Here is a 24,178-nt window from a genome sequence, read left to right as displayed (position 1 = left end):
AATACCCTGACCCAGCGGGCCGGTGGTGGTTTCAACGCCAGCGGTGTAGCCGTACTCCGGGTGGCCCGGAGTTTTTGAGTGCAGCTGACGGAAGTTTTCCAGCTCGGTGATTGGCAAATCGTAGCCGGTGAGGTGCAGCAGGCTGTAAATCAGCATCGAGCCGTGACCGTTTGACAGCACGAAGCGGTCGCGGTCAGCCCAGTGCGGGTTGGTCGGGTTGTGGTTCATATAATCGCGCCACAGGACTTCGGCGATGTCGGCCATGCCCATTGGGGCACCGGGGTGGCCGGAATTTGCTTTCTGCACGGCGTCCATGCTGAGTGCGCGGATAGCGTTCGCAAGCTCTTTACGAGAGGACATGTTCTACTCCAGTTGATTACAGTTGAGCGGACAGCATATCTTCCAGCTTTTGCTGGTCGACAGCGAACAAACGAATGCCTTCAGACAGCTTCTCAACCGCCATTGGGTCTTGGTTATGCTGCCAGCGGAACTCTTCTTCGGCCAACGGCGCTGGCTGATGGAATGCTTCTGTAGAGGGAGTCAGTTTACGTTCAACCGGCTCGTTGCTGTTTTTCAACTCTTCCAGCAGATTAGGAGAGATGGTCAAACGATCGCACCCGGCCAGAGCCAGGATCTGATCCACTTTACGGAAGCTGGCACCCATGATCACAGTCTGATAGCGATGTTCTTTATAGTACTTGTAAATGTCGGCCACGGACTGAACGCCGGGATCTTTCGCCACGTCGTAAGCCGCGTTTGGTTCTTTAGCTTGGTACCAGTCGTAGATACGGCCTACAAATGGCGAAATCAGGTAAACGCCGGCTTCGGCACAGGCGCGGGCCTGAGCAAAGGAGAATAGCAGCGTCAGGTTACAGTTAATGCCTTCCTGTTCAAGCTGCTCGGCGGCTTTGATGCCTTCCCAGGTCGAAGCCAGTTTGATCAGAATACGCGATTTATCAATGCCGTGATCGGCGTACATGCCAATCAGTTTACGCGCTTTCGCAACACACATTCCGCGATCGAAAGATAAACGCGCGTCCACTTCGGTTGAAATACGGCCCGGTACGCTTTTGAGGATCTCGAGACCAATATTCACAGCCAGCTTGTCTGAAGCATTGATAATTTGCGTTTCCTTGCTTCCGCCTTGCTTGCGGGCGTAATCAAGAGCTTCTTTAATCAGAGGTTGGTATTGAGGAATATTGGCTGCTTTTAGAATCAGGGAAGGGTTGGTGGTCGCGTCCTGCGGTTCGAAATGGCGAATGGATTCAATGTCGCCGCTGTCCGCTACCACGGTAGTTAGCTGTTTAAGTGCGTCTAACTGGTTCATCTCTTACTCCTTAAGAAGAATCGATACAGCAAAATGTCTATACGTTTTAATTAGAGTACATAGACTGCATCATTTTATTAACACATTGAATGCGCTTTTTCTGATTGTTGTGATGGGCCAGAACTATGGCTTTAGAAATCAACAGGTTGTGAAACCTGTTGGCGAGTCCTGATTTACAAACTTGAAGGTTGCAAAGACGAGGACCCGCTAACAGCAGAAATATTACGCGTTCTTCAATCCTTCATAATAGCCAATTTTCTCGACTTTGCTGGTGGAGCCGCCACCTTCGAAGTCAGAAGCCAGCCAGGCTGCCACTATTGATTTTGCCAATTCAGGGCCGATAACTCGAGCGCCGAGGGTCATGACTTGAGCATTGTTGCTCTTGCGCGCGCGCTCTGCCGAATAAGTGTCGTGACACTGGGCGGCGCGAATGCCCGGCACTTTGTTTGCCACAATGCTCATACCGATCCCTGTGCCGCACAATAGAATGCCGCGCTCAAATTTCCCTTCTTTAATTGCCGTAGCCACGGTGAAAGCAATATCCGGATACAGCGGGTTATTGGCGTCCTGACTGTAATCCACCACTTCAAACCCCTGCTGCTGGATGTAAGTTTTCACGATATTTTTCAATTCAATAGCCGCATCATCGGCTCCAATCGCGATAGGTAACATAATTTCTCCTGCCTAATTAATAGGTTATGACTGTGGGAGTGCTTCATGCCATTTGACATAACGTCCATTTACCTGCTGCGACAACCGGTGCCTTTCGGCAGCGCGCAACGATTATATGCAAGATAACGCAAAACCAATCATATGTTCAACACGTGTTCATTTGTTTTGTGATGGGTGATCTAAATCCACGTTGTGGAGTTAAATGTTTTGAACAAAAAGTGTGGTTATGGGTTGGTTAACCCGTTTACTCCAGCTTTATGAGTCAGGTCACACTTTTGTGATCGGGTGATAGGCAAGTTTTAATGAAAGGTCTACTGTTCATATGTTCACTTAACGAATTTATGAACAACTCGATACCCGTTAGAGGATGAGACCATGATTCAAGCCTGCAAAAGCCCTACAAGCATTGCCCATTTTGCAGCGTCGGATAAGTCATCCCGCGCTTTTGAACGCTGCACGTGTCAGCACACCAGAAGCTCCTCAGTTAACGCTTTGCCTGCTTTTGGGCAAAAGGAGTAAGAAAATGACAACGATTTCTACAGCAATACCGGGCAGCGCTGAAAAGTCAGCGATTCGCAAAATATGTTTGCGACTGGTGCCTTTTGTGGCGCTGATGTTCTTTATTAACTTCCTGGATCGCACCGCCATTTCTTTTGCGGGCCCAAATGGGATGATCAGCGATTTGGGCATTCAGGTTGCTCAGTTCGGACTGGCATCGGGGATCTTCTTTGTGGGATATATCCTGCTCGAAGTGCCGAGCAATCTGGCGCTGCATCGCTTCGGCGCACGCCGTTGGCTGTCGCGCATCATGGTTTCGTGGGGCATCGTTTCACTGCTGTTTACCTGGGTGAGCAGCGTTGAAGGACTTTACTGGCTGCGCCTGTTGCTGGGCGTGGCTGAAGCAGGATTCTTTCCCGGCGCAATCTTCTTCCTTAGTGCCTGGGTTCCGGGACGCTATCGCAGCAAAATTCTCGCATTGTTCTATCTGGCTCAGCCGTTGACTGTGGTTTTCGGCGCGCCGCTGGCCGCCTGGCTAATCAATCATCACGGCCTGTTTGGTCTTGCTGGATGGCGCGTAATGTTCCTCGGCGTTTCAATTCCGGCCATTATTGCCGGTCTGGTAGCCTGGTTCTATCTGGTCGATAAGCCAAAAGACGCCAAATGGCTCACTACAGATGAGCGCGTATGGCTGGAAACCGAGCTGGAGAAAGAAGAGTCGAGCAAGAAAAATGTTCACGGCCATCAGGGTCTGCGTGCCGCTCTCGCCAGCGGTCGCGTGTGGATGCTGTGCATGATTTATTTCGGCTTTGTCTATGGCCTATATGCGCTGGCATTCTTCTTGCCAACGATTATCGGCGGATTCCAGCAGCAGTTCGGCGTGACTTTCAGCGTGCTGCAAAAAGGCCTGATTACCGGCATTCCTTATCTGGTTGCCGCAGTAGTGATGTTCTTCTGGTCACGTGATGCCTCAAAACGTGGTTGCAAAACCTGGCACATCGCTCTGCCTGCGTTGGTTGGCGGCATTAGCGTTCCGCTTGCGCTGTACATGAATTCTCCGGCAGCCACCATCGCGGTAATAACCGTTACCGCCTGTGCAATTTTTGCGGCACTGCCAAACTTCTGGACTCTGCCAACGCAGTTCCTATCAGGAGCCTCCGCCGCGGCCGCCGTAGCGTTAATTAACACCCTCGGCAACGTGGCAGGTTTTTCAGCCGGTTACGTCACCGGAGCACTGCACGATGCCACCTCGAGCTATACCGTTCCGATGATGGTGGTCGGCGGATTTATGCTGTTGTCTGCGCTATTGATGGTGCTGCTGCGTGCCACTCAGCGTCCGGCAAAACCGGTAAACACCACCCTGAAAGACTCGCATTCCGCAAAAGCTGCCTAGGAGTAGTGAAATGACCTATTTATTTAATAAGCCCTCAGCGTTTGCCAATGAGCTGATCGAAGGATTCGTTGCTGCACACTCTGCCAAAGTTCGGCAGGTGCCAGGCGGGGTGGTCAGAAGTACCCGTAGTGAACCCGGTACCGTTGCCGTCGTTATTGGCGGAGGATCGGGTCATTATCCGGCGTTTGCAGGATTAGTCGGGCAAGGCATGGCTCACGGCGCGGCAATGGGCAACCTGTTTGCCTCGCCGTCGGCCCAGCAAATTCTTTCTGTGGCGCGTGCGGCCAACAACGGCGGCGGCGTATTGCTGACTTTTGGCAACTATGCCGGAGACGTACTGCACTTTGGACTGGCACGCGATCGCCTGATTTCCGAAGGCATTCCCTGTGAAATCGTGCTGGTCACTGACGATATTTCCAGCGCCAGCAAGGCCGAGCGCGAGAAACGACGCGGCGTGGCGGGCGATCTGGTGGTGTTCAAAGCGGCATCGGTTGCCGCCGAGCAGGGCCATTCTCTGCAAGAAGTGACACGTATTGCCCGCCTCGCCAATCAGCGAATTCGCTCATTTGGCGTGGCGTTTAGCGGCTGCACCTTGCCGGGTGCTGACCATCCTTTGTTCAGCGTTCCTCAAGGCAGAATGGCGCTAGGCATGGGCATACACGGCGAGCCGGGCATCGGTGAGGCAGATATCCCGACCGCCGACGAGCTGGCCCCGAGGTGCTGGTCAAAAGCCTGCTTGACGAGTTGCCCGATGATATTGCCAGCGCCAAAGGGCAACGCGTTGGAGTTATCCTCAACGGCCTGGGCTCGGTGAAGTATGAGGAACTGTTTGTGGTTTATCGCCGTATCGCCCAGCTTTTAGATCAGGCCGGCATTGTGGCGGTGGATGCAGAAGTGGGTGAATTTGTGACGAGCTTTAATATGGCGGGAGCTTCACTCACGCTATTCTGGCTCGATGAACAGTTGGAAACACTGTGGCGCGCGCCGGCCGATGCCCCCGCGTTTCGCAAAGGTTCTGTGATCGCAGCCGCGCCGCTGGACGAGCAAAAACTGGCCGCCGTCGAGACCGTATTGGTCCCAACCGCCAGCACCGAGTCGAAAAAGGCCGCACAGTGCCTGGTCGGTGTGCTGAATACGCTGGCGCAAACGGTAGTGACCCACGCCGATGAGCTGGGCCGCATCGATGCTATCGCCGGAGACGGTGACCACGGCATCGGCATGGAGCGCGGTGCTTTGGCCGCCGCCGAAAAAGCCGCAGAAATGCAGCTGCGCGGTGCAGGTGCCGGGACCTTGCTGCAACAGGCTGCCGATGCCTGGGCCGATCGCGCAGGCGGCACCTCTGGCGCACTTTGGGGCATGGCGCTGAACGCGCTGGGCACAGTATTTGGTGATGAAAAATATCCCGATGCGGCAAGCGTCGCCGAGGGTGTTCGTAAAGCCAAAGAGGGCATCATGCACTTTGGTAAAGCCAAGGTTGGCGATAAAACACTGGTCGACGTGCTGGTTCCGTTCAGCGACACCCTGAGCGCCAGCGTGAAACGCGGTGATGATTTCGGCACTGCCTGGCAGCTGGCTGCACAGGAGGCCGATGCACAGGCGAAAGCGACCTCAAATCTGCGTCCGAAAATGGGCCGCGCTCGTCCGCTGGCTGAAAAAAGTATTGGCACACCCGATGCCGGTGCCGTTTCACTGGCATTAATTGTTAACGCACTACTGCCGCTGTTCAGCAGCAAGACTGCTGGCAACGTTAAACCGCATGAGGAGCAAATCTGATGAAACCACAACTGACGCTGGGAGTGAGCCTCAAAATGTATTTTGGCTATCAGCAGACGCTGGAATGGTCTCGTCAAATCGCCGACATCATCCGCCTGCATCCGGTTGTGCGCGACGGGCTGGTCGAGCTGTTTGTTTTCCCGTCATTACCCGCCATTGCCGGCACGTTGGACGCGTTTCGCGGCACGCCAATGAAAGTCGGCGCGCAAAACATGTTTTGGGAAGACAACGGGGCTTACACCGGTGAAGTCAGCGGCGTGATGCTGCGAGAAATGGGCTGTGGTTACGTCGAAATCGGCCATGCCGAACGCCGTCGTTATTTTTCAGAAACCGATAAACACATCGCCGATAAAACCACCGCTGCGCTGAGAAATTCGCTCATCCCGGTGATTTGCATTGGCGAGGCCGAACGCTGCCCGGCGGCACAGGCTATCGATCAGGCGGTGGATCAGGCGCATCAGGCACTGGCTCCGGCCGAGAAACTTTCATTAAGCGGCGACGCGATTCTGGCTTACGAACCGCAGTGGGCGATCGGCGCGAAAGAGCCTGCTTCGGCCGATTTTATTGGTGAGGTTTGTCAGGGGCTGTCCGCTCGTCTGGCTGAAAACGCCAGTGGCGCACGTCGGGTGATTTACGGTGGCAGCGCCGGTCCGGGACTGTTAACCCAGCTGGGCACGCGCACCGGCGGGTTGTTCCTCGGCCGCTTCTCGCATCAGCCCGCTGCCTATAAAGCCATTCTCGATGAAGCGGCGACTCTTTTACTTTCTCCCGCCAACAGGAGCTGATGATGGCCATTGGACTGAGCACTTACGCCTTTTTCTGGCGCCATTCCGACCGCGTTCCTGCGCCAATGGGACTGGACGCGATGCTGGAAAACACCGCCGAGCTGGGTGGTCAGGTGTTTCAAATCTGTGATTACGTCGGAATCGAACGTCTTTCGGTAGAAAACCTTGAAAAACTGAGGCAGCGCGCAGAATCACTGGGCGTAGTGCTGGAATTGGGCACGCGCGGCTTGAAAGCCGATCATCTTGGCCGCTATCTCAGGCTGGCGCAGGCGCTGGATGCCAAAATTCTGCGTTCAATGTTCAACAGCCCGGACTCGCGGCCAACCATTGCCGAGGCGCAGCAGCAGCTGGCCCACGTATTGCCTGATTTTGAGCGCAGTGAAGTTGCGCTGTGCATTGAAACTTACGAGCAAGTCCCGACGGCAGACAATCTGGCAGTGGTGAAACATTTCAACTCCCCGTGGCTGGGGATTTGTCTTGATCCTGCCAACTGTGTGGCAGCGCTGGAAACGCCGAAGGAGGTGATTAGCAGCACCGCCCCCTATGTGCTGAATCTGCACGTTAAAGATTTTGCGTTTTCCCGCCGCGATGGCTGGGTGGGCTTTACCTTTGCCGGATGCCCAATGGGCGAGGGATTGCTGGATTATGACGCCATGATTGCCGCCGTGAAGCCAGAGACGCGCGGGATCAATCAGATTATCGAGCATTGGTTACCGTGGCAGGAAAATGCCGCCGCGACCTGTGCCATGGAGGACGCGTGGACGCGTCACAATCTCGAATTTTTGCTGTCCCGTCATTCATAAAACGGGTTTAACAATTTTATAGAAATTTAATAATTTAAGTGAGGAACACATCATGACAACGACTTTGAAAACCATCACTGTATTGGGCGCTGGCGGGAAAATGGGCATGCGAATTTCTGCCAATTTCCAGAAAAGCGGTTACCAGGTGTTTTACTGCGAAAACTCGCCGCGCGCCCAAGAGCAAGTCCAGGCTCAGGGGCGTGAAATCTCTGATGCTGACAGCGTAGTTCAGCACAGCGATGTGGTGATTCTGGCAGTGCCAGACATCGCGCTCGGTGCGGTTTCTACTGCTATCGTGCCTAAAATGAAGGCCGGCGCGGTGCTGCTGACTCTTGATCCGGCGGCAGCTTACGCCAATCTGATTGCCCATCGAGAAGATATTAAATACGCGGTGGCGCACCCGTGTCATCCGTCGGTATTCCTTGAACGCTACACCAAAGAAGAACATGCCGACGCCTTTGGCGGCATTGCGGCTATCCAGCACGTGGCGGCTTCCTATGAGCAGGGCAGCGATGCCGATCGTATTGAATTGGCAAAAGTTGTCAGCGTAATGTACGGGCCGGTCGAGCAGGTTCACTGGGTAACCGTCAAGCAGCTGGCCTATCTGGAGCCGACGCTGGTGGAAACCGTTGCCTGTATGGTCGGTTCATTTATGAAAGAAGCTCTGGATGAAACCGTGAAATCCTGCGGCGTACCAGAAGAGGCGGCGAAAGCCATGCTCTACGGGCACATTCAAATCGCGCTGGCAGTGGCATTTCGTAGCACAAATCCGTTCTCGGATGCTTGTATGATCGCCATGGAATATGGCCGTGAGAAAATTATCAAAGAAGACTGGAAACAGATTTTTGAAGAGAAAGAGCTGGATATCGTGATTGCCCGCATGTTGAAAATCGATGCTATCAAACGCTGATTGGCGGTTTGACATTAACTGAACCAGCAGTGAAACATGGCGCAGACCGCCCGGTTTGCGCCCCTTCCAGCAGATCCACTTGATGACTCTTTTTTCCCGCCTCTTCCAAGTCATGCTGTCGTAATATCTTTATCTAGGCAATAATCATCGATTAGCTTATCAAAGGCAGAATTTGCCAGGAGAATTGAGCCCCGGATGGAAAAGCAAACTGTCATTCAAGATAACGAACTGCTGACTGAGATAGCCGTCGCCTACTATCAGGACGAGATCACTCAGGAAGAGATTGCCAAAAAATTCGGTATCTCGCGCATCAAGGTTGGACGCCTGCTTAAACGCGCGAAAGAAGAGGGCATCGTTGAGATTAACGTGCGCTATCACCCGGTATTCAGCACGCGCCTTGAGCAGCAAATGCTGGAGCGTTTTCCCATCAAACGCGCGCTGATTGCGCTGGACAATCTGGATGAAGATGAGCAGCGTCGTCAGGTCGCCGCGCTGGTCGCCAATTATCTCGGCTCGACGCTAAAAGACCAATCCGTGGTTACCGTTGGTCAAGGGCGCAACGTAGCGGCGATCGCCGATCATCCGGGCAGCATGCCTGAGCGGCAGTGCAAGTTTATCTGTGGCATTGGCGGCACGCATCGTCCCGGCGATTCGATTAATGCTGATCACATCAGCCGTCGGCTGGCGAAAAAGTTTGGTGGCATCAGTGAAACACTTTACGCACCGGCCTATGTGGAAGAGAAAGCCCAGCGCGAAGCGTTTATGCGCAACGGTACTATCAATGAAACGCTGGATCGCGCGCGCAAGGCGGACATCGCGCTGGTGGGCATCGGTGATATGAATGAAAATAGTTACATGGTCAAGCTGGGCTGGTTTACCCCACACGAGATTATCGACGCTAACCTCAATCAGGGGGTCATTGGCGACGTAGCAGGTTATGACTTTTTCAACGCACAGGGCCAGCACGTTGACACGGTAATGAATGAACGGGTGATTGGCCTGAGCATTGATGAGCTACGACAAATCCCCTGCGTGATTGCCATTGCCGCAGAAAACACCAAGGCGCTGGCAATTCTCGGCGCATTGCGCACCGGCGCAATAGACATTATCGCCACTACCGCATTGAATATCCGCACTATTTTAAATATGTCGCAGTAAGCGACTCGCATTCGATGCAAAAAAGCCTGGCTGTCGTTGCTGACTGCCGGGCTTTTGCTATTTATCAGCACGAGCACTTTTCTTGTGATCGTTTATTTTGGAGCACGGGCCTTGATTTGATTGGCCAGCCCCTTTCAGATTAGCCTTTCCTGGCCTGCACCAGCCACTTGTCCAGCTCGTTGGCGAACTGCTGGCGATCGCGCTGGTTCATGGTCGGTGGGCCTCCGGTTTGCACGCCGCTGGCGCGCATCGTATCCATAAAATCACGCATGTTCAGGCGTTCGCGGATAGTTTCGGTGGTGTAGCGCTCGCCGCGCGGGTTAAGCGCCATGCCGCCTTTCTCAATCACTTCCGCCGCCAGCGGAATATCGGCGGTGATGACTAAATCGCCCATTTCTACACGCTTGACGATTTCGTTGTCGGCAACGTCGAATCCTGCCTCCACGCGCAGAGTTCGCAGGAAGCGCGAGGGCGGGGTACGAATAGTCTGATTGGCGACTAATGTCACCAGGGTGCCGGTGCGTTCAGCGGCGCGAAAAAGCACTTCTTTGATGACGTTTGGACAGGCGTCGGCGTCAACCCAAATCTGCATTATTTACTCTCCGACAGCCAGTCGCGTACTGGCAGGAAATCGCGATACAGTGCGGCTTCCGGGCTATCGGGAGCGGGATCAAAACCGTATTCCCAGCGCACCAGCGGCGGCATCGACATTAAAATTGATTCCGTGCGGCCGCCGGTTTGCAGGCCGAACAGCGTGCCACGGTCCCATACCAGATTAAATTCCACGTAGCGACCACGGCGGTAAAGCTGGAAATCGCGCTCGCGTTCGCCCCAGGTCAGCGCCCTGCGCCTTTCAACGATCGGCAGATAGGCCTCGGTAAAGCCGTTGCCGACTGCCTGCATGAAGGCGAAACACTGGGTGAAATCTGGAGTGTTCAGGTCATCGAAGAACAGGCCGCCAATGCCGCGCGCCTCGTCGCGATGCTTGATATAGAAATAGTCGTCGCACCACTTTTTGTATTTCGGATAAACGTCTTCGCCAAAGGGCTGGCAAAGACAGGCGGCAGTCTGATGCCAGTGGCGAGCGTCTTCTTCAAAACCGTAGTAAGGGGTCAAATCGAAACCACCGCCAAACCACCACACCGGATCTTCACCCGGTTTCTCGGCGATAAAGAAGCGCACGTTGGCGTGGCTGGTCGGAATATACGGGCTGAGCGGATGGATAACCAGCGAGACTCCCATGGCCTGGTAACTGCGGCCAGTAAGCTCCGGGCGATGCGCAGTGGCCGAAGCGGGCAGGGTAGCGCCGGAAACGTGGGAGAAATTCACTCCGGCCTGTTCAAAGACCGCACCGCCGGTCAATACCCTGCTCTGGCCGCCACCGCCTTCTTCCCTGACCCATTGGTCTTGCTTGAACTGCGCGCGGCCATCGGCGGCGGCAAGCTGTTGGCAAATACGGTCTTGAAGTGACAGCAGAAAGGCTTTTACTTGGTTGATATCAGGTAATGGGTTCACGGGCTAACTCGCAGTCTTGCGGACAAATAGGCGGCCATTATAGCCCTATTTGCCCGCCAGTTTGCACAGTCAGCGCGGAATTCGTTCGTGGGCGTCGAAATAGGCAAAGAAATTGACTATTCCTTGTGAAATAGCCCCGGCGATTTCCTGACGAAACGCGGTGGTGTTGAGCAGCTGTTCTTCCTCATGATTGGTGATGAACGAGGTCTCCACCAAAATTGAAGGAATTGAGGGTGATTTCAGTACCGCAAAGGCCGCCTGCTCGGTCTGCTGGCTGTGCAGGTGATGAATCGGACGAATACGGTCCAGCACGTGGTGGCCCAGCGTCAGACTATTTTTGATGGTATCGGTCTGCACCAAATCGAACAGCACCTGTTGCAGGTAATTGTTGTCTGCTTCTTTGTATTTTGCCCCGGCAACCAGGTCTGCATCGTTCTCTTTTTGCGACATATAGCGCGCCATCGCGCTGGTGGCACCGCGGTTGGAAAGGGCAAATACAGATGCGCCACTGGCTTCCGGGCTGATGTAACCATCGGCATGAATTGAAACGAATAAATCTGCCTGATGCTGATGAGCGATCTCGACCCGTTGATAAAGCGGGATAAAATGATCGGCATCGCGCGTCAGCTTAACTTCGATATTTGGGTGACTGGCAAGATGCTGGCGCACGTAGTTGGCGATTTCCAGCACCACGTGTTTCTCTTCTGAGCCTTCGTGGCCAATTGCCCCCGAGTCGATACCGCCGTGGCCGGGGTCGATCATCACCAGCTTTTTGGCACCGGGCGGCTTGGGTTTTGGCGCAACTTTGGTGACATGTTCGTTTTGCTGCGCTTGTGCAAAACGGCTACCAAATGCGCCAAAGGCAAGCCCGAGACCAGTGAGTAAAACCTGACGACGCGTAGCAGAGCGAGGAAGCGGTTGGAAATGGAGAAATTTATTGAGTGGATTAAGCATCTGTCCGCAGCCCTTTGATAAAAAGCAGAATGCGGATGTTATATAGTATCCAATCAGCATAATCGACATGAGAACTATTGCTGTTTATTAACAAACTGTGCGATTTTCATATTTTCTCGGCCTGATATTTTCCTGACTTTTTCATGAGGAACGGTCCGGCTGGCATGAAATCGCTAGGGAAAGGGTTAAAAATCGCCGCTGCTGATTAAAAAAATCCTCTCTGCAGGGTAAAAGCGGTGATTTTGATATTGCGTAACAAGCAGATCACGCGATAATCAATGAATAACTTTTTTACAACGGCGAAGAGTGATGGAAATTCGCGTATTTAAACAAGAAGATTTTGAAGAAGTGCTGACCCTATGGGAGCGCTGCGATTTATTACGTCCCTGGAACGACCCCGAGCTGGACATCGAGCGTAAGCAAAATCACGATCCCGAGCTATTTTTGGTCGCTGAAGTCAGCGGTGTAGTGGCAGGCACAGTGATGGGGGGATACGACGGGCACCGCGGATCGGCTTATTATCTGGGCGTGCATCCAGAATATCGCGGACGTGGCATTGCCAACGCGTTGATGAATCGTCTAGAGAAAAAACTGATCGCTCGCGGCTGTCCAAAAATTCAGTTAATGGTTCGCGCCGAAAACGATGCAGTGATCAGCATGTATGAAAAGCTGGATTACGAAGTGATTGAGAGTATTAGTCTGGGTAAACGGCTGATAGTCGATCAAGAGTATTAATTTTCGAGATAGAAGAGTAAGCACAATGCTTATTCGCAGCCCTGTTTTTAACCCATCATTATAAATATCAGGTCGCAAAAGGAGATATTCCTGAGTGCGGCCTGATTTTTTTATGAGGATTTATAGTTTTCTTGCATTCAGGGCTAAATGCCGGCTCTCCCAACCTACTCAGGTCAGGAGAGTCAATGCACATATTGTTATTAATTAATGATATTGACCTTTTTGACGTCGATTTCTTCTGAATCCCAGTCTTTATCAATTTTGCCTTCGAGGCGGACTTTATCCTTCGGCGTGACGTTTTGACCATTCCAGCGCTTGTCATCAATCTCGGCGGTCAGCGTGCCAGTGGCATCGCGGAAAATATATTTATCGTCGCCGGTACGTTTATCGATGTTACCCTCTAGTGCAACCCACTGATCGTCTTTCAAGGTTTTAACGTCTTTTACACTGCTTAATGACGCCGTATCACCGGAGAAACCGCCTTTGCCGTGTGTTTGCTGATCTCCAGGACCCTGAAAACCTCCGCTGGTCTGTGCCAATGCTGGAAGGGTAAAGAGTGTGATCAGGCTTGCCAGAGCTATCTTCTTCATCATAATAGTCATCCTTAATTTTAATTTCTGTGAATTTCAGGCAACCTCCCAACGGGAGATTCTTCGCTGACGTGGCCAGTGAGTGTTGCCTTGATGAACAGTAAAGCAGACTGTTCTTAACAGTTTCTTAAGGTGACTTAATTTATGCTGATCGCGGCAGATATGCCGTTCGCGCAGAAGAATAATCAAAGTATCAATGGCCAACGGGCTTAACGCGCGATCAGTTTGTGTTTCCGACGCTATTTTCTGGCGTCTTAAATTATCGAGGATGATTTTTCCAGGCTATGAATCCTGACGATTACAACAGCCACGGCATGCTCCGCCTGCCGCTGTGGTTCTGGACGATATTAGTGCTACAGGCGCGTACCTGGTTGTTATTTGTGATGGCCGGTGCATCGAGGCAGCAAGGTAACGGTTTGCTGTCATTGTTTTACCCTGACAGACACTCTTTCTGGAACGGGATCTTTCTTGGTATCCCGCCAGTAGTCATTTTTCTGCTTAGTAGCCGACGCCATCTCTGGCCGAGAATTTGGCAGATGAGCTATTGGCTGCTGCTTGCCGGAATGTTTGCCACCTTTGCATTGCAGGCTTTGGGATTATGGCAATCAATGGAAGAACCTAACCTAATCGATATTGCTTTGGCGCTGATGGATGCGGGCGCGTTGGCTTACTGGCTGTTGAGCCGCCGGTTACGTGCCTGTTTCGATGAAGAGCGTCGACTGGTGTGAGCAAGTTTGAGCTGTAGGTTTCAATATTTTGCGGCACTTTTTGCGGCAGATGCACTCCAACTGCCCATTAGCGACAAATTTGAATAATTATCAAGGAGTGTATTTCATGACTATCCGCCCACTTTTGCTGGCGCTACCATTGATGCTGACCGGCTGCTCAACCATGGCGAATATGCATGCGCCGAGCTGGTCCAGTTTTAACCCTCTTAACTGGTTCGGTAACAGTCTGGAAGTCACCGATAAAGGCGTTGGTAAATTAACCGCCAGTACACCGCTCAATGAAAGCGATATCAAAGATGGCCTCGACGATGATTACCGCCTGCGCAGCGGAATGTCGATGAGCGACGGCAAGATGCGTTCCTTCTATCAGGCGATGGATGGCGATACGGTTAAAATTACCGTTTCCGGCGAACCTAAAGGCAACGTTGACAGGATTGAAGTTTCAGATCCTAAGGTTCAAAGCCAGTCGGGTGTCAAAATCGGTACAGTGTTTAGCTCGTTGTACAGCAAAGCCTTTGAATCTTGTGTGAAAGGGCACGGCGATGATTCGCAGAATATTGAGTGTAAAGCGCCTGACAGCCAGCACGTCAGCTATGTCTTCACCGGCGCGTGGGACGGTCCGGACCAGCTGATGCCGTCCGATGACACGCTGAAAAGCTGGAAGGTCAGCAAGATCGTCTGGCACGCCTCAACCAACTAATTTACCCGTCATCTTCGGCACCGCGGCTGCGGTGCCGCTTTTTCCTATCTTGATTCCCCCTTGTTCCGCGTGGCTTATAGCTTTTGATGCTTGTAAATCACCAAATAGTATATAAAACCCTTACTACTCCCGAGTCAGTTATAAATACACTGTAGATCTATAGCTGTTTTCAATTAGGGCAGAGAATGAACAATACATCGGTTAAGAATAAAACCCTCAAGGGTGCGCTTGCCTTGCTGCTGATTGCCGGTGGCGTTGCCTCTGCCTCTGCGACTGAATTGCTTAACAGCTCCTACGACGTTTCTCGTGAACTGTTTGCGGCGTTGAATCCGCCGTTTGAAAAACAGTGGGCCGAGCAGAACAATGGCGACAAGCTGGAGATCAAGCAGTCGCACGCCGGATCATCAAAACAGGCGCTGGCGATTTTGCAGGGGCTTAAAGCGGACGTGGTCACCTATAATCAGGTTACCGATGTACAAATTTTGCACGATCGCGGGGATCTGATCCCGGCGAATTGGCAAAGCCGTTTGCCGAACAACAGTTCACCGTTTTATTCGACCATGGCGTTTCTGGTACGCAAAGGTAACCCGAAAAATATTCACACCTGGGACGACCTGACGCGCAGCGATGTCAAGCTAGTGTTCCCGAATCCTAAAACTTCGGGCAATGGCCGTTATACCTATCTTGGAGCCTGGGGCGCATTCAACCTCGAAGATGGCAATAATCAGGCGCAAACCCGTGAAAAAATGGCGAAGCTGATTAAAAACGTCGAGGTGTTTGATATCGGCGGGCGCGGTGCAACCACCACGTTTGTCGACCGCGGTTTGGGCGACGTGCTGATAAGCTTTGAATCTGAAGTAAACAATATTCGTAAACAGTACGGCGCGGACAAATACGAAGTCATCGTGCCGCCAGTGGATATTTTGGCGGAATTCCCGGTGGCCTGGGTTGACAGGAATGTCGAAAAAAATGGTACCGAGAAGGCGGCTAAGGCCTATTTGAATTACCTGTGGAGTCCGCAAGGGCAGAAGATTATTACTAGCTTCAGCTATCGCGTTTATGACCAGAAGGTGATGGATCAGGCGAAGGGGCAGTTCCCCCAGACCAAACTGTTTAAAGTTGAAGACCAATTTGGAGGATGGCCCCAAGTGATGAAAACCCATTTCGATACCGGCGGTGAGCTGGATAAACTGATCGCGCAGGGACACCAGTAATGTTGTTGTCTACCAAACGAGTATTACCGGGCTTTACGTTAAGCCTGGGCAGCAGCCTGCTGTTTGTTTGCCTGATTTTATTGCTGCCGCTTAGCGCGCTGGTCATCCAGCTTTCGCACATGACGCTGGCACAGTATTGGGCGGTAGTTTCCGATCCTCAGGTCGTGGCGGCCTACAAAGTCACGCTGCTGTCCGCCGGGGTTGCGAGTATTTTTAACGGCTTTTTTGGTATGTTGATGGCCTGGATCCTTACCCGCTACGAGTTTCCCGGCAAGACCATTCTCGACGGCCTGATGGACCTGCCTTTCGCGCTGCCTACCGCTGTTGCGGGCCTGACGCTGGCGGGGCTGTTCTCGGTAAACGGTTTCTATGGTCACTGGTTGGCACAGTTTGATATCAAAGTTGCCTATACCTGGCTAGGTATCGCCGTGGCGATGGCGTTTACCAGTATTCCTTTCGTGGTGCGTACCGTGCAACCAGTACTCGAAGAACTGGGGCCAGAATACGAAGAAGCCGCCGAGACGCTGGGTGCATCGCGCTGGCAGAGCTTTCGTCGCGTGGTGCTGCCGGAACTGATGCCTTCGCTGCTGGCCGGTACTGCGCTGTCGTTTACCCGCAGCCTGGGTGAGTTCGGCGCGGTTATCTTTATCGCCGGTAACATTGCCTGGAAAACGGAAGTCACTTCGTTGATGATTTTTGTCCGCCTGCAACAGTTTGACTACGCGGCTGCCAGCGCAATTGCCTCGGTGATTCTGGCTGCTTCGCTTATCTTGCTGTTCGCAATCAACACGATGCAAAGCCGTTATGGCCGTCGACTGGGAGGCGCATAATGTCGCAACTTACCCAGGTAGAAAATACCGAGCCACGCCGCATTGACTGGCTTAAATGGACGTTAATCGGTGTCGGCACGCTAATCTGCATACTGCTGCTGGTGGTGCCGATGATCACCATTTTTGTACTGGCGCTGTCAGACGGCATTGCAGCCGTGGGCAAGAATCTGGTCGACCCGGATATGCTGCACGCTATTTGGCTGACAGTGCTGATGGCGTTGATTACCGTGCCGGTGAATCTGATTTTCGGCACGCTGCTGGCCTGGCTGGTGGCACGCTTTAATTTCCCGGGTCGCCAACTGCTGTTAACGCTGATCGACATTCCCTTTGCGGTTTCGCCAGTGGTTGCGGGTCTGCTTTATCTGCTGTTTTACGGCGCCAACGGCCCGCTGGGTGGCTGGCTGGACGAGCATAATCTGCAGTTTATGTTTGCCTGGCCGGGCATGGCGATGGTGACTATTTTTGTGACCTGCCCGTTTGTTATTCGTGAGCTGGTGCCGGTGATGCTGAGTCAGGGCAGCCAGGAAGATGAAGCCGCGGTGCTGCTTGGCGCATCCGGCTGGCAGATGTTCCGCCGCGTGACTTTACCCAATATCCGCTGGGCGCTGCTCTACGGCGTGGTATTGACCAACGCGCGGGCCATCGGTGAATTTGGTGCAGTGTCTGTCGTTTCCGGCGCAATTCGCGGAGAAACCTACACGCTGCCATTACAGGTTGAATTATTGAATCAGGATTACAACGTGGCCGGCTCGTTTACCGCTGCCGCACTGCTGACTCTGATTGCAATCGTCACACTATTTCTGAAAAGCGGTTTGCAGTGGCGTTTAGCCCGTAGCAACGACCGACTTGAGCGGGAGGGAAACAATGAGCATTGAAATTAACGGTATCAACAAATTTTTTGGTCGCACCAAGGTGCTAAATGATATCTCGCTCGATATTCCTTCTGGCCAGATGGTGGCGCTGCTTGGGCCTTCCGGTTCGGGCAAGACGACGTTGCTGCGTATTATTGCCGGTTTGGAAAATCAAAGCTCGGGTAAGCTGAGTTTCCACGGGAAAGACGTGACGCGCCTGCATGCTCGCGATCGTCAGGTTGGCTTTGTGTTCCAGCATTACGCGCTGTTTCGCCACATGACGGTGTTCGATAATATCGCCTTTGGTTTAACGGTATTGCCTCGCCGCGAGCGGCCGAATGCCGAAGCGATTAAACAGAAAGTCAGTAAACTCCTGGAAATGGTTCAGTTGAGTCATCTCGGCAACCGTTTCCCGGCTCAGCTTTCTGGCGGGCAAAAACAGCGCGTCGCCCTGGCCCGCGCGCTGGCGGTCGAGCCGCAAATTCTGCTGCTCGATGAGCCTTTCGGCGCACTGGATGCACAGGTGCGCAAAGAGCTCCGCCGCTGGCTGCGCCAGTTGCACGAAGAGCTTAAATTTACCAGCGTGTTCGTGACTCACGATCAGGAAGAAGCGATGGAAGTGGCCGATCGCGTGGTGGTGATGAGTCAGGGCAATATTGAGCAGGTTGGCACGCCGATTGAAATCTGGCGCGAACCGGCGACCCGTTTTGTACTGGAATTTATGGGTGAAGTTAACCGCATCGGCGGCGAGATCCGCTGTTCTCAGCTGTATGTCGGCCAGCATCATTGGCCGCTGGCAATTGCGCCGCTGCATCAGGGTAAGGTTGACCTTTTCCTGCATCCGTGGGAAATGGAAATCACCACTCAGGCGAACACTCGTTGTCCGCTGCCGGTACAGGTTTTGGAAGTCAGCCCGCGCGGTCATTTCTGGCAGCTTACCGTACAGCCGCAAGGTTGGCACAATGAGCCGATTTCCGTGGTATTAAGTGAGGTTGAAGATCAGCGCGCGCCGCAGCGCGGTGACCGTTTCTATGTTGGTGGCCTTAATGCTCGCCTGTACGCGGGCGATCAGCAGCTGCAACCCGTTGCGCTCGCTAAAACGGCCTAATAGTTTTAAAATCCTTCAACTTTAATTAATATGGTTAAAAAAAGGGCGGTAAAATCCGCCCTTTTTATCGTCTTATACTCATTTATTCATTTTAGTGCGGTATTTATATCCAACTGAAATAAGGCAGCCACAGTGAGCACGCTCGAACAATTTATCGGTAATACACCCTTGGTGCGGTTACAACGCCTGTCAAAGGATCTTGATAGCGAAATTTGGGTCAAACTGGAAGGCAATAACCCGGCAGGATCGGTAAAAGATCGTGCGGCATTTTTTATGATCGATCAGGCCGAAAAACGCGGTGAAATCCGCCCCGGCGACACGCTGATAGAGGCCACCAGCGGCAATACGGGTATTGCCCTGGCGATGATATCCGCGCTTAAAGGCTACAGGCTCAAACTGCTGATGCCTGAAAACATGAGCATGGAGCGGCAGGTCGCGATGCGGGCTTACGGTGCAGAGCTGCTGCTGGTCAGTAAAGCTGAAGGCATGGAAGGCGCGCGCGATTTAGCTCGCGAAATGGAGCAGCGTGGCGAAGGTAAAGTGTTGGATCAGTTCAATAATCCTGATAACTCGCTGGCCCACTTTACCACCACGGGTCCTGAAATCTGGCAACAAACGGCTGGGCGTATCACGCATTTTGTTTCTAGCATGGGCACTACCGGCACCATCAGCGGCGTCAGTCGCTTTCTGAAAAGCCAGCGTGCGGATATCCGTATTTTTGGTCTGCAGCCGGAAGAGGGCAGCAGTATTCCGGGTATCCGCCGCTGGCCCGCAGCCTATTTGCCCGGGATTTTCCAGCCGGAGCTGGTCGATGAAGTGATCGACATGGCGCAAAGCGAAGCTGAAATAACCATGCGTTTGCTGGCTCGTGAAGAAGGTATTTTCTGCGGCGTGAGTTCGGGCGGGGCTGTAGCGGGTGCCTTACGGGTGGCAAAAGAATATCCCGGCTCGGTGATTGTGGCGATTATCTGCGATCGCGGCGACCGCTACCTTTCCACCGGCGTCTTTGATTAAACAGGCCGATTTCCGTTTTCTATACTACTATCCTGTTGCTTAAAGCTGGAGATATCGTTGCTGAAAGCCTGGCCCGATTGAATCATTTTTGCGGGCAATTAACCCTGTTTTGTGTCATTGAGGCAGCTCAAAGGTAAAAATAGAGTAAATGCAGCTGCGAGCGGGGCGGAACGGGGTAAAAATAGGCGAAAATTTGTAAGGCGGAAAAAAATAATGAAAATTCTACTGGTTGATGACGATCTTGAGCTGGGCACTATGCTGTGCGAATACCTGATTGCCGAAGGTTTTGATGCTTCTTTGGTCCTTAGCGGTAAAGCGGGTGTTGAAGGGGCAATGTCTGGCGAGTACAGCGCAATGATCCTTGATATTATGCTGCCGGACATGAGCGGCATCGACGTATTACGTCAGGTGCGTAAAAACAGTCGCTTGCCAATCATTATGCTCACGGCAAAAGGCGACAACATCGACCGCGTTATTGGCCTGGAAATGGGCGCCGATGACTACATGCCAAAACCTTGCTATCCACGCGAGCTGGTGGCACGCCTGCGGGCTGTGCTGCGCCGTGTTGAAGAGCAGCAGGATACCCATTCCGACTCCTCCAGCATTCACTATGGCGATCTAACACTGAATCCTGCGACTCGCAGCAGCGAATGGCAAGGTGTTTCTTTTGACCTGACCGCGTCTGAATTCAACCTGCTTGAGCTGCTGTTACGCTCTCCTGAACGCGTGGTTTCCAAAGACGAACTGTCCGAGAAAGGTCTGGGCCGTCCGCGCGAAGCCTACGACCGCAGTATCGACGTTCATATCAGTAATATTCGTCAGAAACTTGCCTCCCTCAAGGGCGGAGATGTGATGACCATCGAGACGGTGCGAAGCATTGGCTATCGAATCCGATAAACGCCTGCGCGGCAGGCTGTTTTGGAAAATCTTGCTGGCCTACTGGGTGACTTTTGTCATCATGACCCAGCTTCTGTGGGCGGTATTCACCTTTTATTACCACCACGAGCCTCCTGAAAGCAGCATTGCGCGGCGTTTTGTCAAACTGCAAATCTCTACGGCGGTTTCCACGCTGCACACGGATGGTTTACCTGCCCTGAACCATATGATTGCGGGCTGGCCTGCCGACGATCGGCGTTTGTTCACTGTGCAGCCTTCCATGATCCCGGCCAAAGGGATAAGTGTTGACGAGCTGGAACCTGGAAAAGCGCCGGTAGATGTTGTCGAATTTGTTCAGGCACCCGACGGTCAGGGCTATCGACTGCATTACGATGTTGAAGGGCTGATGGATGAGTATCGGCCAAAAAGAGAAAATCACGTGTTTAATATGCCGCCTCCATTCTTGTGGATTGGGGGAATTGGCGGGCTGATATTCAGCGCCCTGATGGCCTGGAACTTAACCCGGCCGATGCTACAAATGCGCAAAGCCTTTGGCCGTGTCTCTCAGGGTGATTTATCTGTACGCCTGTTTTCGACCATGGGCAAACGTCACGACGAACTTTCCGAGGTTGCTCGCGATTTTGACTCGATGGCAGAGCGTTTGCAGGTGCTGGTCAAAGCCCGTGAAGAGTTGCTGCACGATGTATCTCACGAGCTGAGGTCTCCCCTGGCGCGACTGCAGCTGGCTATCGGCCTGGCGCGGCAAAATCCGATTAATGTCGAAACCTCCCTCAAACGCATCGAGCATGAGGCAGGGCGACTGGACAAGATGATTGGCGAATTGCTGGCGCTTTCTCGAACCGAGCACAGCATCATGCCTGACGAAGAGTATTTTGACCTCTTCGGGCTCGTTGAAGCAGTGGTTAACGATGCGCGCTATGAGGCTCAGTTGCCGGGGGTTGAAATTGCGCTCAACTGCGATGCAGCGGATGAAGACTATACGGTGAAGGGGAATGCCGAGCTGATGCGCCGAGCTATTGATAACGTGGTGCGTAACGCGCTGCGTTTTTCGGCACGCGGTCAGACAGTGAATGTCTCGCTGGGGGCAAAAGAGGAATATCTTTGCGTTGAAGTCGCCGATCAGGGGCCGGGCGTCGAGGAAGACAAGCTTTCTAGTATCTTTGATCCCTTCGTTCGTGTGATGTCGCCGCTATCTGGCAAGGGCTATGGCCTGGGGCTTGCGATCACCAAGAAAGTGATGGTAGCGCATCATGGTAAAATTGAAGCGCGTAATGGCTCTCCCAGAGGCCTTATAATCGACCTTAAAGTTCCTCACTGGAAAATCATTACCTGACTATTTAGAAAGTTTTTAGAAATGTCTGGCAAAAAAAACGGCGCAATCAGCGCCGTTTTTCATCAGGAAAGATCTTACTTCTTGATGCGAATAATCGGCGTCTCGCCAACCACTACGGTACCAGAAAGCTTAATCAGTTCCTTAATCTCATCCATGTTAGAGATAACAACCGGAGTCAGGGTCGACTTGGCTTTCTCTTCCAGCAGGGCCAAATCAAACTCGATAATCAAATCGCCTTTCTTAACGCGCTGCCCTTCCTCGGCAATACGCTTGAAACCTTCACCTTTCAGCTCGACAGTGTCGATACCGAAGTGGACAAACAGCTCGATGCCGTTGTCGGATTCGATTGAGAAAGCATGGTTAGTTTCAAAGATTTTACCGATGGTACCATCAACAGGCGCTACGATTTTGTTTCCTGATGGTTTGATGGCAATGCCATCACCCACAATTTTTTCAGCAAAAACAACATCGGGAACATCTTCAATATTGACAATCTCACCAGAGATCGGCGCAACGATTTCAATTATGCCGACTTCTTTCTTATCATCAGAAACCAATGATTTTAGTTTATCGAACAAACCCATGATTTTCTCCTAAGCATTAATTTGGGCAGCTTTCCAGCAACGCGCAATTAGCAGAGTGTTTTCTCTTCAATGAATTTGTTTACCAAATTCATCAACTCTTGCGCCGTAGGTTGGGCCAGAGCCTCTTCTGCCAGCGCCTTCACATCTTCGAAGTTTGTATTACGAATAATTTTCTTGATGCGTGGGATCGAGATTGCGCTCATGCTGAACTCATCCAGACCCATGCCCAATAAGAGAAGTGTAGCACGTTCGTCACCTGCTAGCTCTCCACACATGCCAGTCCATTTACCCGCGGCATGCGATGCATCAATAACTTGCTTGATAAGTGCAAGCACTGATGGGGACATCGGATTATAAAGATGAGAAATCAGTTCATTACCGCGATCTACTGCCAGAGTATACTGGGTAAGATCGTTTGTACCAATACTGAAGAAATCGACTTCTTTTGCCAGATGGTGAGCAATTACCGCTGCCGCGGGTGTTTCTACCATCACGCCAACTTCAATAGTCTCATCAAAGGCTTTGCCTTCTTCGCGCAGTTGCCCTTTGAGCAATTCCAGCTCGCCGTTCAGCTCGCGAACTTCCTCGACGGAAATCACCATCGGGAACATGATACGCAGTTTTCCGAAAGCGGATGCACGCAGGATTGCACGCAGCTGGTCGTGAAGAATCTCTTTACGGTCCAGACAGATACGGATAGCGCGCCAGCCGAGGAACGGGTTCTCTTCTTTAGGCAGATTCATGTACGGCAATTCTTTATCGCCGCCGATGTCCATGGTACGAACAATCACCGCCTGTGATCCCATTGCTTCCGCAACGGCTTTATAGGCCTGGAACTGTTCTTCTTCGGTCGGCAGACTATCGCGGTCCATAAACAGGAATTCGGTACGATACAGGCCTACGCCTTCTGCGCCATTACGCTCTGCACCCGCGACGTCACGCACGGTACCGATGTTGGCACAGACTTCAACCTGATGCCCGTCCAACGTAATCGCAGGCAAGTCTTTCAGCTTGGCCAGCTCGTCTTTTTCGCTGATGTACTGAGCCTGATCGGCTTTAAGTTCTTCAATAACGTCCTGCGTCGGGTTGACGTAGATTTTATTGTTTACAGCATCGAGGATCAGATAGTCGTCATTCTTGACCTGTTTGGTCACATCGCTGGTACCCACAATCGCAGGCAGTTCCAAAGAACGCGCCATGATGGAGGTGTGCGAAGTACGGCCACCCAAATCGGTGATGAAGCCCAGTACTTTGTTCAGGTTCAGCTGCGCGGTTTCCGAGGGAGTCAAATCACTGGCAACCAGAATAACTTCACTCTGAATGGTGCCCAGATCGATAATTGGCATGCCGAGAATATTGCGCAGCAAACGTTTACCGATGTCACGCACGTCCGCAGCACGCTCTTTCAGGTATTCGTCGTCAAGTTCTTCCAGCGCCTTGGCCTGGCCTTCAATCACTGAATAGGCGGCAGCGTCGGCAGTGGATTTGTCATCTTTGATGAGGGCTATGATTTCTTGTTCTAGCTCTTCGTCTTCCAACAACATGATGTGGCCTTCGAAGATGGCTTCTTTCTCTTCACCGAAGGTCTCGCCGGCTTTGGTCTTGATCGTTTCCAATTGTGCAGAGGCTTTCGCACGGCCTGACAGAAAACGTTCAACTTCCTGATCGACATTCTCAGGAGAGATTTTTTTCCGGTCGATGACAATTTCATCTTCTTTCAGCAACAACGCCTTGCCGAAAGCAATACCGGGAGATACTAAAATGCCTGAAATCATAACCCTACCTTACTGTTGACTGGTGTTAACT

Annotated in this window: 23 protein-coding genes and 2 pseudogenes; 16 read left to right on the top strand and 9 right to left on the bottom strand. The window is 52.4% G+C overall.

Going from position 1 to position 24,178, the window contains the following annotated elements; all coding sequences use genetic code 11:
* From SPM24T3_RS20425 to rpiB, 3 genes and pseudogenes are all read right to left on the bottom strand, one after another.
* A pseudogene (locus SPM24T3_RS20425) lies at positions 1–360 on the bottom strand (transketolase); the annotation flags it as partial.
* A 16-nt stretch (positions 361–376) separates the two neighbouring features.
* A complete protein-coding gene (gene tal / locus SPM24T3_RS20420) occupies positions 377–1,327 on the bottom strand; it encodes a transaldolase (RefSeq protein ID WP_009638719.1) in 951 nt (316 codons plus the stop codon).
* A 222-nt stretch (positions 1,328–1,549) separates the two neighbouring features.
* Entirely contained in the window at positions 1,550–1,999 is a 450-nt protein-coding gene (gene rpiB / locus SPM24T3_RS20415; protein WP_009638718.1) for a ribose 5-phosphate isomerase B, read from the bottom strand.
* A 523-nt stretch (positions 2,000–2,522) separates the two neighbouring features.
* Here rpiB and SPM24T3_RS20410 point away from each other — a divergent pair.
* From SPM24T3_RS20410 to SPM24T3_RS20385, 6 genes and pseudogenes are all read left to right on the top strand, one after another.
* The gene (locus tag SPM24T3_RS20410) at positions 2,523–3,890 is read left to right on the top strand and encodes an MFS transporter (protein WP_009638717.1); all 1,368 of its coding nucleotides are present in this window, start codon (positions 2,523–2,525) and stop codon (positions 3,888–3,890) included.
* Between the two features lie 10 nt (positions 3,891–3,900).
* Positions 3,901–5,663 (top strand): annotated as a pseudogene (locus SPM24T3_RS20405) (dihydroxyacetone kinase family protein).
* A complete protein-coding gene (locus SPM24T3_RS20400) occupies positions 5,663–6,448 on the top strand; it encodes a triose-phosphate isomerase family protein (protein ID WP_009638716.1) in 786 nt (261 codons plus the stop codon). The pseudogene SPM24T3_RS20405 and the gene SPM24T3_RS20400 overlap by 1 nt, the downstream one beginning before the upstream one ends.
* Positions 6,449–6,450: 2 nt before the next feature.
* Positions 6,451–7,251 (top strand): sugar phosphate isomerase/epimerase, encoded by an 801-nt coding sequence (locus tag SPM24T3_RS20395; protein ID WP_192807967.1) that lies wholly within the window; start codon positions 6,451–6,453, stop codon positions 7,249–7,251.
* A gap of 52 nt (positions 7,252–7,303) precedes the next feature.
* A complete protein-coding gene (locus tag SPM24T3_RS20390; protein ID WP_009638714.1) occupies positions 7,304–8,161 on the top strand; it encodes a phosphogluconate dehydrogenase C-terminal domain-containing protein in 858 nt (285 codons plus the stop codon).
* A gap of 195 nt (positions 8,162–8,356) precedes the next feature.
* Positions 8,357–9,319, top strand: a complete 963-nt coding sequence (locus tag SPM24T3_RS20385) for a sugar-binding transcriptional regulator (protein WP_009638713.1) — start codon at positions 8,357–8,359, stop codon at positions 9,317–9,319.
* Between the two features lie 139 nt (positions 9,320–9,458).
* Here the strand turns inward: SPM24T3_RS20385 and SPM24T3_RS20380 are convergent, their stop codons facing one another.
* The 3 genes from SPM24T3_RS20380 to amiA all read right to left on the bottom strand — a co-directional run bounded on the left by SPM24T3_RS20380 (position 9,459) and on the right by amiA (position 11,788).
* The gene (locus tag SPM24T3_RS20380; RefSeq protein WP_009638712.1) at positions 9,459–9,911 is read right to left on the bottom strand and encodes a YaiI/YqxD family protein; all 453 of its coding nucleotides are present in this window, start codon (positions 9,909–9,911) and stop codon (positions 9,459–9,461) included.
* Positions 9,911–10,834: an oxygen-dependent coproporphyrinogen oxidase gene (gene hemF / locus SPM24T3_RS20375; RefSeq protein WP_009638711.1), complete on the bottom strand. Its 924-nt coding sequence runs from the start codon at positions 10,832–10,834 to the stop codon at positions 9,911–9,913. The genes SPM24T3_RS20380 and hemF overlap by 1 nt, the downstream gene beginning before the upstream one ends.
* A 69-nt stretch (positions 10,835–10,903) precedes the next feature.
* Positions 10,904–11,788, bottom strand: a complete 885-nt coding sequence (gene amiA / locus SPM24T3_RS20370) for an N-acetylmuramoyl-L-alanine amidase AmiA (RefSeq protein WP_037379298.1) — start codon at positions 11,786–11,788, stop codon at positions 10,904–10,906.
* A 309-nt stretch (positions 11,789–12,097) separates the two neighbouring features.
* On the opposite strand from amiA, the gene SPM24T3_RS20365 reads away from it, so the two are divergent.
* Positions 12,098–12,523 carry a GNAT family acetyltransferase gene (locus tag SPM24T3_RS20365; protein WP_009638709.1) on the top strand — a complete coding sequence of 142 codons (426 nt, stop codon included), beginning with the start codon at positions 12,098–12,100 and terminating at the stop codon, positions 12,521–12,523.
* A 200-nt stretch (positions 12,524–12,723) separates the two neighbouring features.
* Here SPM24T3_RS20365 and SPM24T3_RS20360 read toward each other — a convergent pair whose 3' ends face one another.
* Complete coding sequence (locus tag SPM24T3_RS20360) at positions 12,724–13,113, bottom strand: YgiW/YdeI family stress tolerance OB fold protein (RefSeq protein ID WP_157135344.1); 390 nt, start codon at positions 13,111–13,113, stop codon at positions 12,724–12,726.
* Positions 13,114–13,397: 284 nt separating this feature from the next.
* On the opposite strand from SPM24T3_RS20360, the gene SPM24T3_RS20355 reads away from it, so the two are divergent.
* From SPM24T3_RS20355 to SPM24T3_RS20315, 9 genes are all read left to right on the top strand, one after another.
* Entirely contained in the window at positions 13,398–13,841 is a 444-nt protein-coding gene (locus tag SPM24T3_RS20355; protein WP_009638707.1) for a DUF2919 domain-containing protein, read from the top strand.
* 106 nt (positions 13,842–13,947) lie between these two features.
* The gene (locus tag SPM24T3_RS20350) at positions 13,948–14,541 is read left to right on the top strand and encodes an RpoE-regulated lipoprotein (RefSeq protein ID WP_009638706.1); all 594 of its coding nucleotides are present in this window, start codon (positions 13,948–13,950) and stop codon (positions 14,539–14,541) included.
* 185 nt (positions 14,542–14,726) lie between these two features.
* Positions 14,727–15,755: a sulfate ABC transporter substrate-binding protein gene (locus SPM24T3_RS20345; protein ID WP_009638705.1), complete on the top strand. Its 1,029-nt coding sequence runs from the start codon at positions 14,727–14,729 to the stop codon at positions 15,753–15,755.
* Entirely contained in the window at positions 15,755–16,585 is an 831-nt protein-coding gene (gene cysT, locus SPM24T3_RS20340; RefSeq protein ID WP_009638704.1) for a sulfate/thiosulfate ABC transporter permease CysT, read from the top strand. Before SPM24T3_RS20345 ends, cysT begins: the two co-directional genes overlap by 1 nt.
* Entirely contained in the window at positions 16,585–17,460 is an 876-nt protein-coding gene (gene cysW, locus SPM24T3_RS20335) for a sulfate/thiosulfate ABC transporter permease CysW (protein WP_009638703.1), read from the top strand. Before cysT ends, cysW begins: the two co-directional genes overlap by 1 nt.
* On the top strand, positions 17,450–18,544 hold the full coding sequence (gene cysA / locus SPM24T3_RS20330; protein WP_009638702.1) for a sulfate/thiosulfate ABC transporter ATP-binding protein CysA: 1,095 nt from the start codon (positions 17,450–17,452) through the stop codon (positions 18,542–18,544). The genes cysW and cysA overlap by 11 nt, the downstream gene beginning before the upstream one ends.
* A gap of 132 nt (positions 18,545–18,676) precedes the next feature.
* Complete coding sequence (gene cysM, locus SPM24T3_RS20325) at positions 18,677–19,558, top strand: cysteine synthase CysM (RefSeq protein WP_009638701.1); 882 nt, start codon at positions 18,677–18,679, stop codon at positions 19,556–19,558.
* A 213-nt stretch (positions 19,559–19,771) separates the two neighbouring features.
* Complete coding sequence (locus SPM24T3_RS20320) at positions 19,772–20,455, top strand: response regulator transcription factor (protein WP_009638700.1); 684 nt, start codon at positions 19,772–19,774, stop codon at positions 20,453–20,455.
* Positions 20,436–21,788 carry an ATP-binding protein gene (locus SPM24T3_RS20315; protein ID WP_009638699.1) on the top strand — a complete coding sequence of 451 codons (1,353 nt, stop codon included), beginning with the start codon at positions 20,436–20,438 and terminating at the stop codon, positions 21,786–21,788. Before SPM24T3_RS20320 ends, SPM24T3_RS20315 begins: the two co-directional genes overlap by 20 nt.
* Positions 21,789–21,862: 74 nt before the next feature.
* Here the strand turns inward: SPM24T3_RS20315 and crr are convergent, their stop codons facing one another.
* Together crr and ptsI are read right to left on the bottom strand one after the other, a co-directional pair.
* Positions 21,863–22,372, bottom strand: a complete 510-nt coding sequence (crr, locus tag SPM24T3_RS20310) for a PTS glucose transporter subunit IIA (protein WP_009638697.1) — start codon at positions 22,370–22,372, stop codon at positions 21,863–21,865.
* A 47-nt stretch (positions 22,373–22,419) separates the two neighbouring features.
* Positions 22,420–24,147 (bottom strand): phosphoenolpyruvate-protein phosphotransferase PtsI, encoded by a 1,728-nt coding sequence (gene ptsI / locus SPM24T3_RS20305; RefSeq protein ID WP_009638696.1) that lies wholly within the window; start codon positions 24,145–24,147, stop codon positions 22,420–22,422.
* Between the last annotated feature and the right edge of the window lie 31 nt (positions 24,148–24,178).

This window comes from Serratia sp. M24T3 (genome assembly GCF_000257645.1).
Lineage (GTDB): Bacteria > Pseudomonadota > Gammaproteobacteria > Enterobacterales > Enterobacteriaceae > Rouxiella.
This window is presented reverse-complemented; position numbering and strand designations above follow the sequence as displayed.

Excerpts from the sequence above, each read along its gene's own strand:
- tal (WP_009638719.1), bottom strand. The coding sequence starts at position 1,327 with ATGAACCAGTTAGACGCACTTAAACAGCTAACTACCGTGGTAGCGGAC.
- rpiB (WP_009638718.1), bottom strand. The coding sequence starts at position 1,999 with ATGTTACCTATCGCGATTGGAGCCGATGATGCGGCTATTGAATTGAAA.
- SPM24T3_RS20410 (WP_009638717.1), top strand. The coding sequence starts at position 2,523 with ATGACAACGATTTCTACAGCAATACCGGGCAGCGCTGAAAAGTCAGCG.
- SPM24T3_RS20400 (WP_009638716.1), top strand. The coding sequence starts at position 5,663 with ATGAAACCACAACTGACGCTGGGAGTGAGCCTCAAAATGTATTTTGGC.
- SPM24T3_RS20395 (WP_192807967.1), top strand. The coding sequence starts at position 6,451 with ATGGCCATTGGACTGAGCACTTACGCCTTTTTCTGGCGCCATTCCGAC.
- SPM24T3_RS20390 (WP_009638714.1), top strand. The coding sequence starts at position 7,304 with ATGACAACGACTTTGAAAACCATCACTGTATTGGGCGCTGGCGGGAAA.
- SPM24T3_RS20385 (WP_009638713.1), top strand. The coding sequence starts at position 8,357 with ATGGAAAAGCAAACTGTCATTCAAGATAACGAACTGCTGACTGAGATA.
- SPM24T3_RS20380 (WP_009638712.1), bottom strand. The coding sequence starts at position 9,911 with ATGCAGATTTGGGTTGACGCCGACGCCTGTCCAAACGTCATCAAAGAA.
- amiA (WP_037379298.1), bottom strand. The coding sequence starts at position 11,788 with ATGCTTAATCCACTCAATAAATTTCTCCATTTCCAACCGCTTCCTCGC.
- SPM24T3_RS20365 (WP_009638709.1), top strand. The coding sequence starts at position 12,098 with ATGGAAATTCGCGTATTTAAACAAGAAGATTTTGAAGAAGTGCTGACC.
- SPM24T3_RS20360 (WP_157135344.1), bottom strand. The coding sequence starts at position 13,113 with ATGAAGAAGATAGCTCTGGCAAGCCTGATCACACTCTTTACCCTTCCA.
- SPM24T3_RS20355 (WP_009638707.1), top strand. The coding sequence starts at position 13,398 with ATGAATCCTGACGATTACAACAGCCACGGCATGCTCCGCCTGCCGCTG.
- SPM24T3_RS20350 (WP_009638706.1), top strand. The coding sequence starts at position 13,948 with ATGACTATCCGCCCACTTTTGCTGGCGCTACCATTGATGCTGACCGGC.
- SPM24T3_RS20345 (WP_009638705.1), top strand. The coding sequence starts at position 14,727 with ATGAACAATACATCGGTTAAGAATAAAACCCTCAAGGGTGCGCTTGCC.
- cysT (WP_009638704.1), top strand. The coding sequence starts at position 15,755 with ATGTTGTTGTCTACCAAACGAGTATTACCGGGCTTTACGTTAAGCCTG.
- cysW (WP_009638703.1), top strand. The coding sequence starts at position 16,585 with ATGTCGCAACTTACCCAGGTAGAAAATACCGAGCCACGCCGCATTGAC.
- cysA (WP_009638702.1), top strand. The coding sequence starts at position 17,450 with ATGAGCATTGAAATTAACGGTATCAACAAATTTTTTGGTCGCACCAAG.
- SPM24T3_RS20320 (WP_009638700.1), top strand. The coding sequence starts at position 19,772 with ATGAAAATTCTACTGGTTGATGACGATCTTGAGCTGGGCACTATGCTG.
- crr (WP_009638697.1), bottom strand. The coding sequence starts at position 22,372 with ATGGGTTTGTTCGATAAACTAAAATCATTGGTTTCTGATGATAAGAAA.
- ptsI (WP_009638696.1), bottom strand. The coding sequence starts at position 24,147 with ATGATTTCAGGCATTTTAGTATCTCCCGGTATTGCTTTCGGCAAGGCG.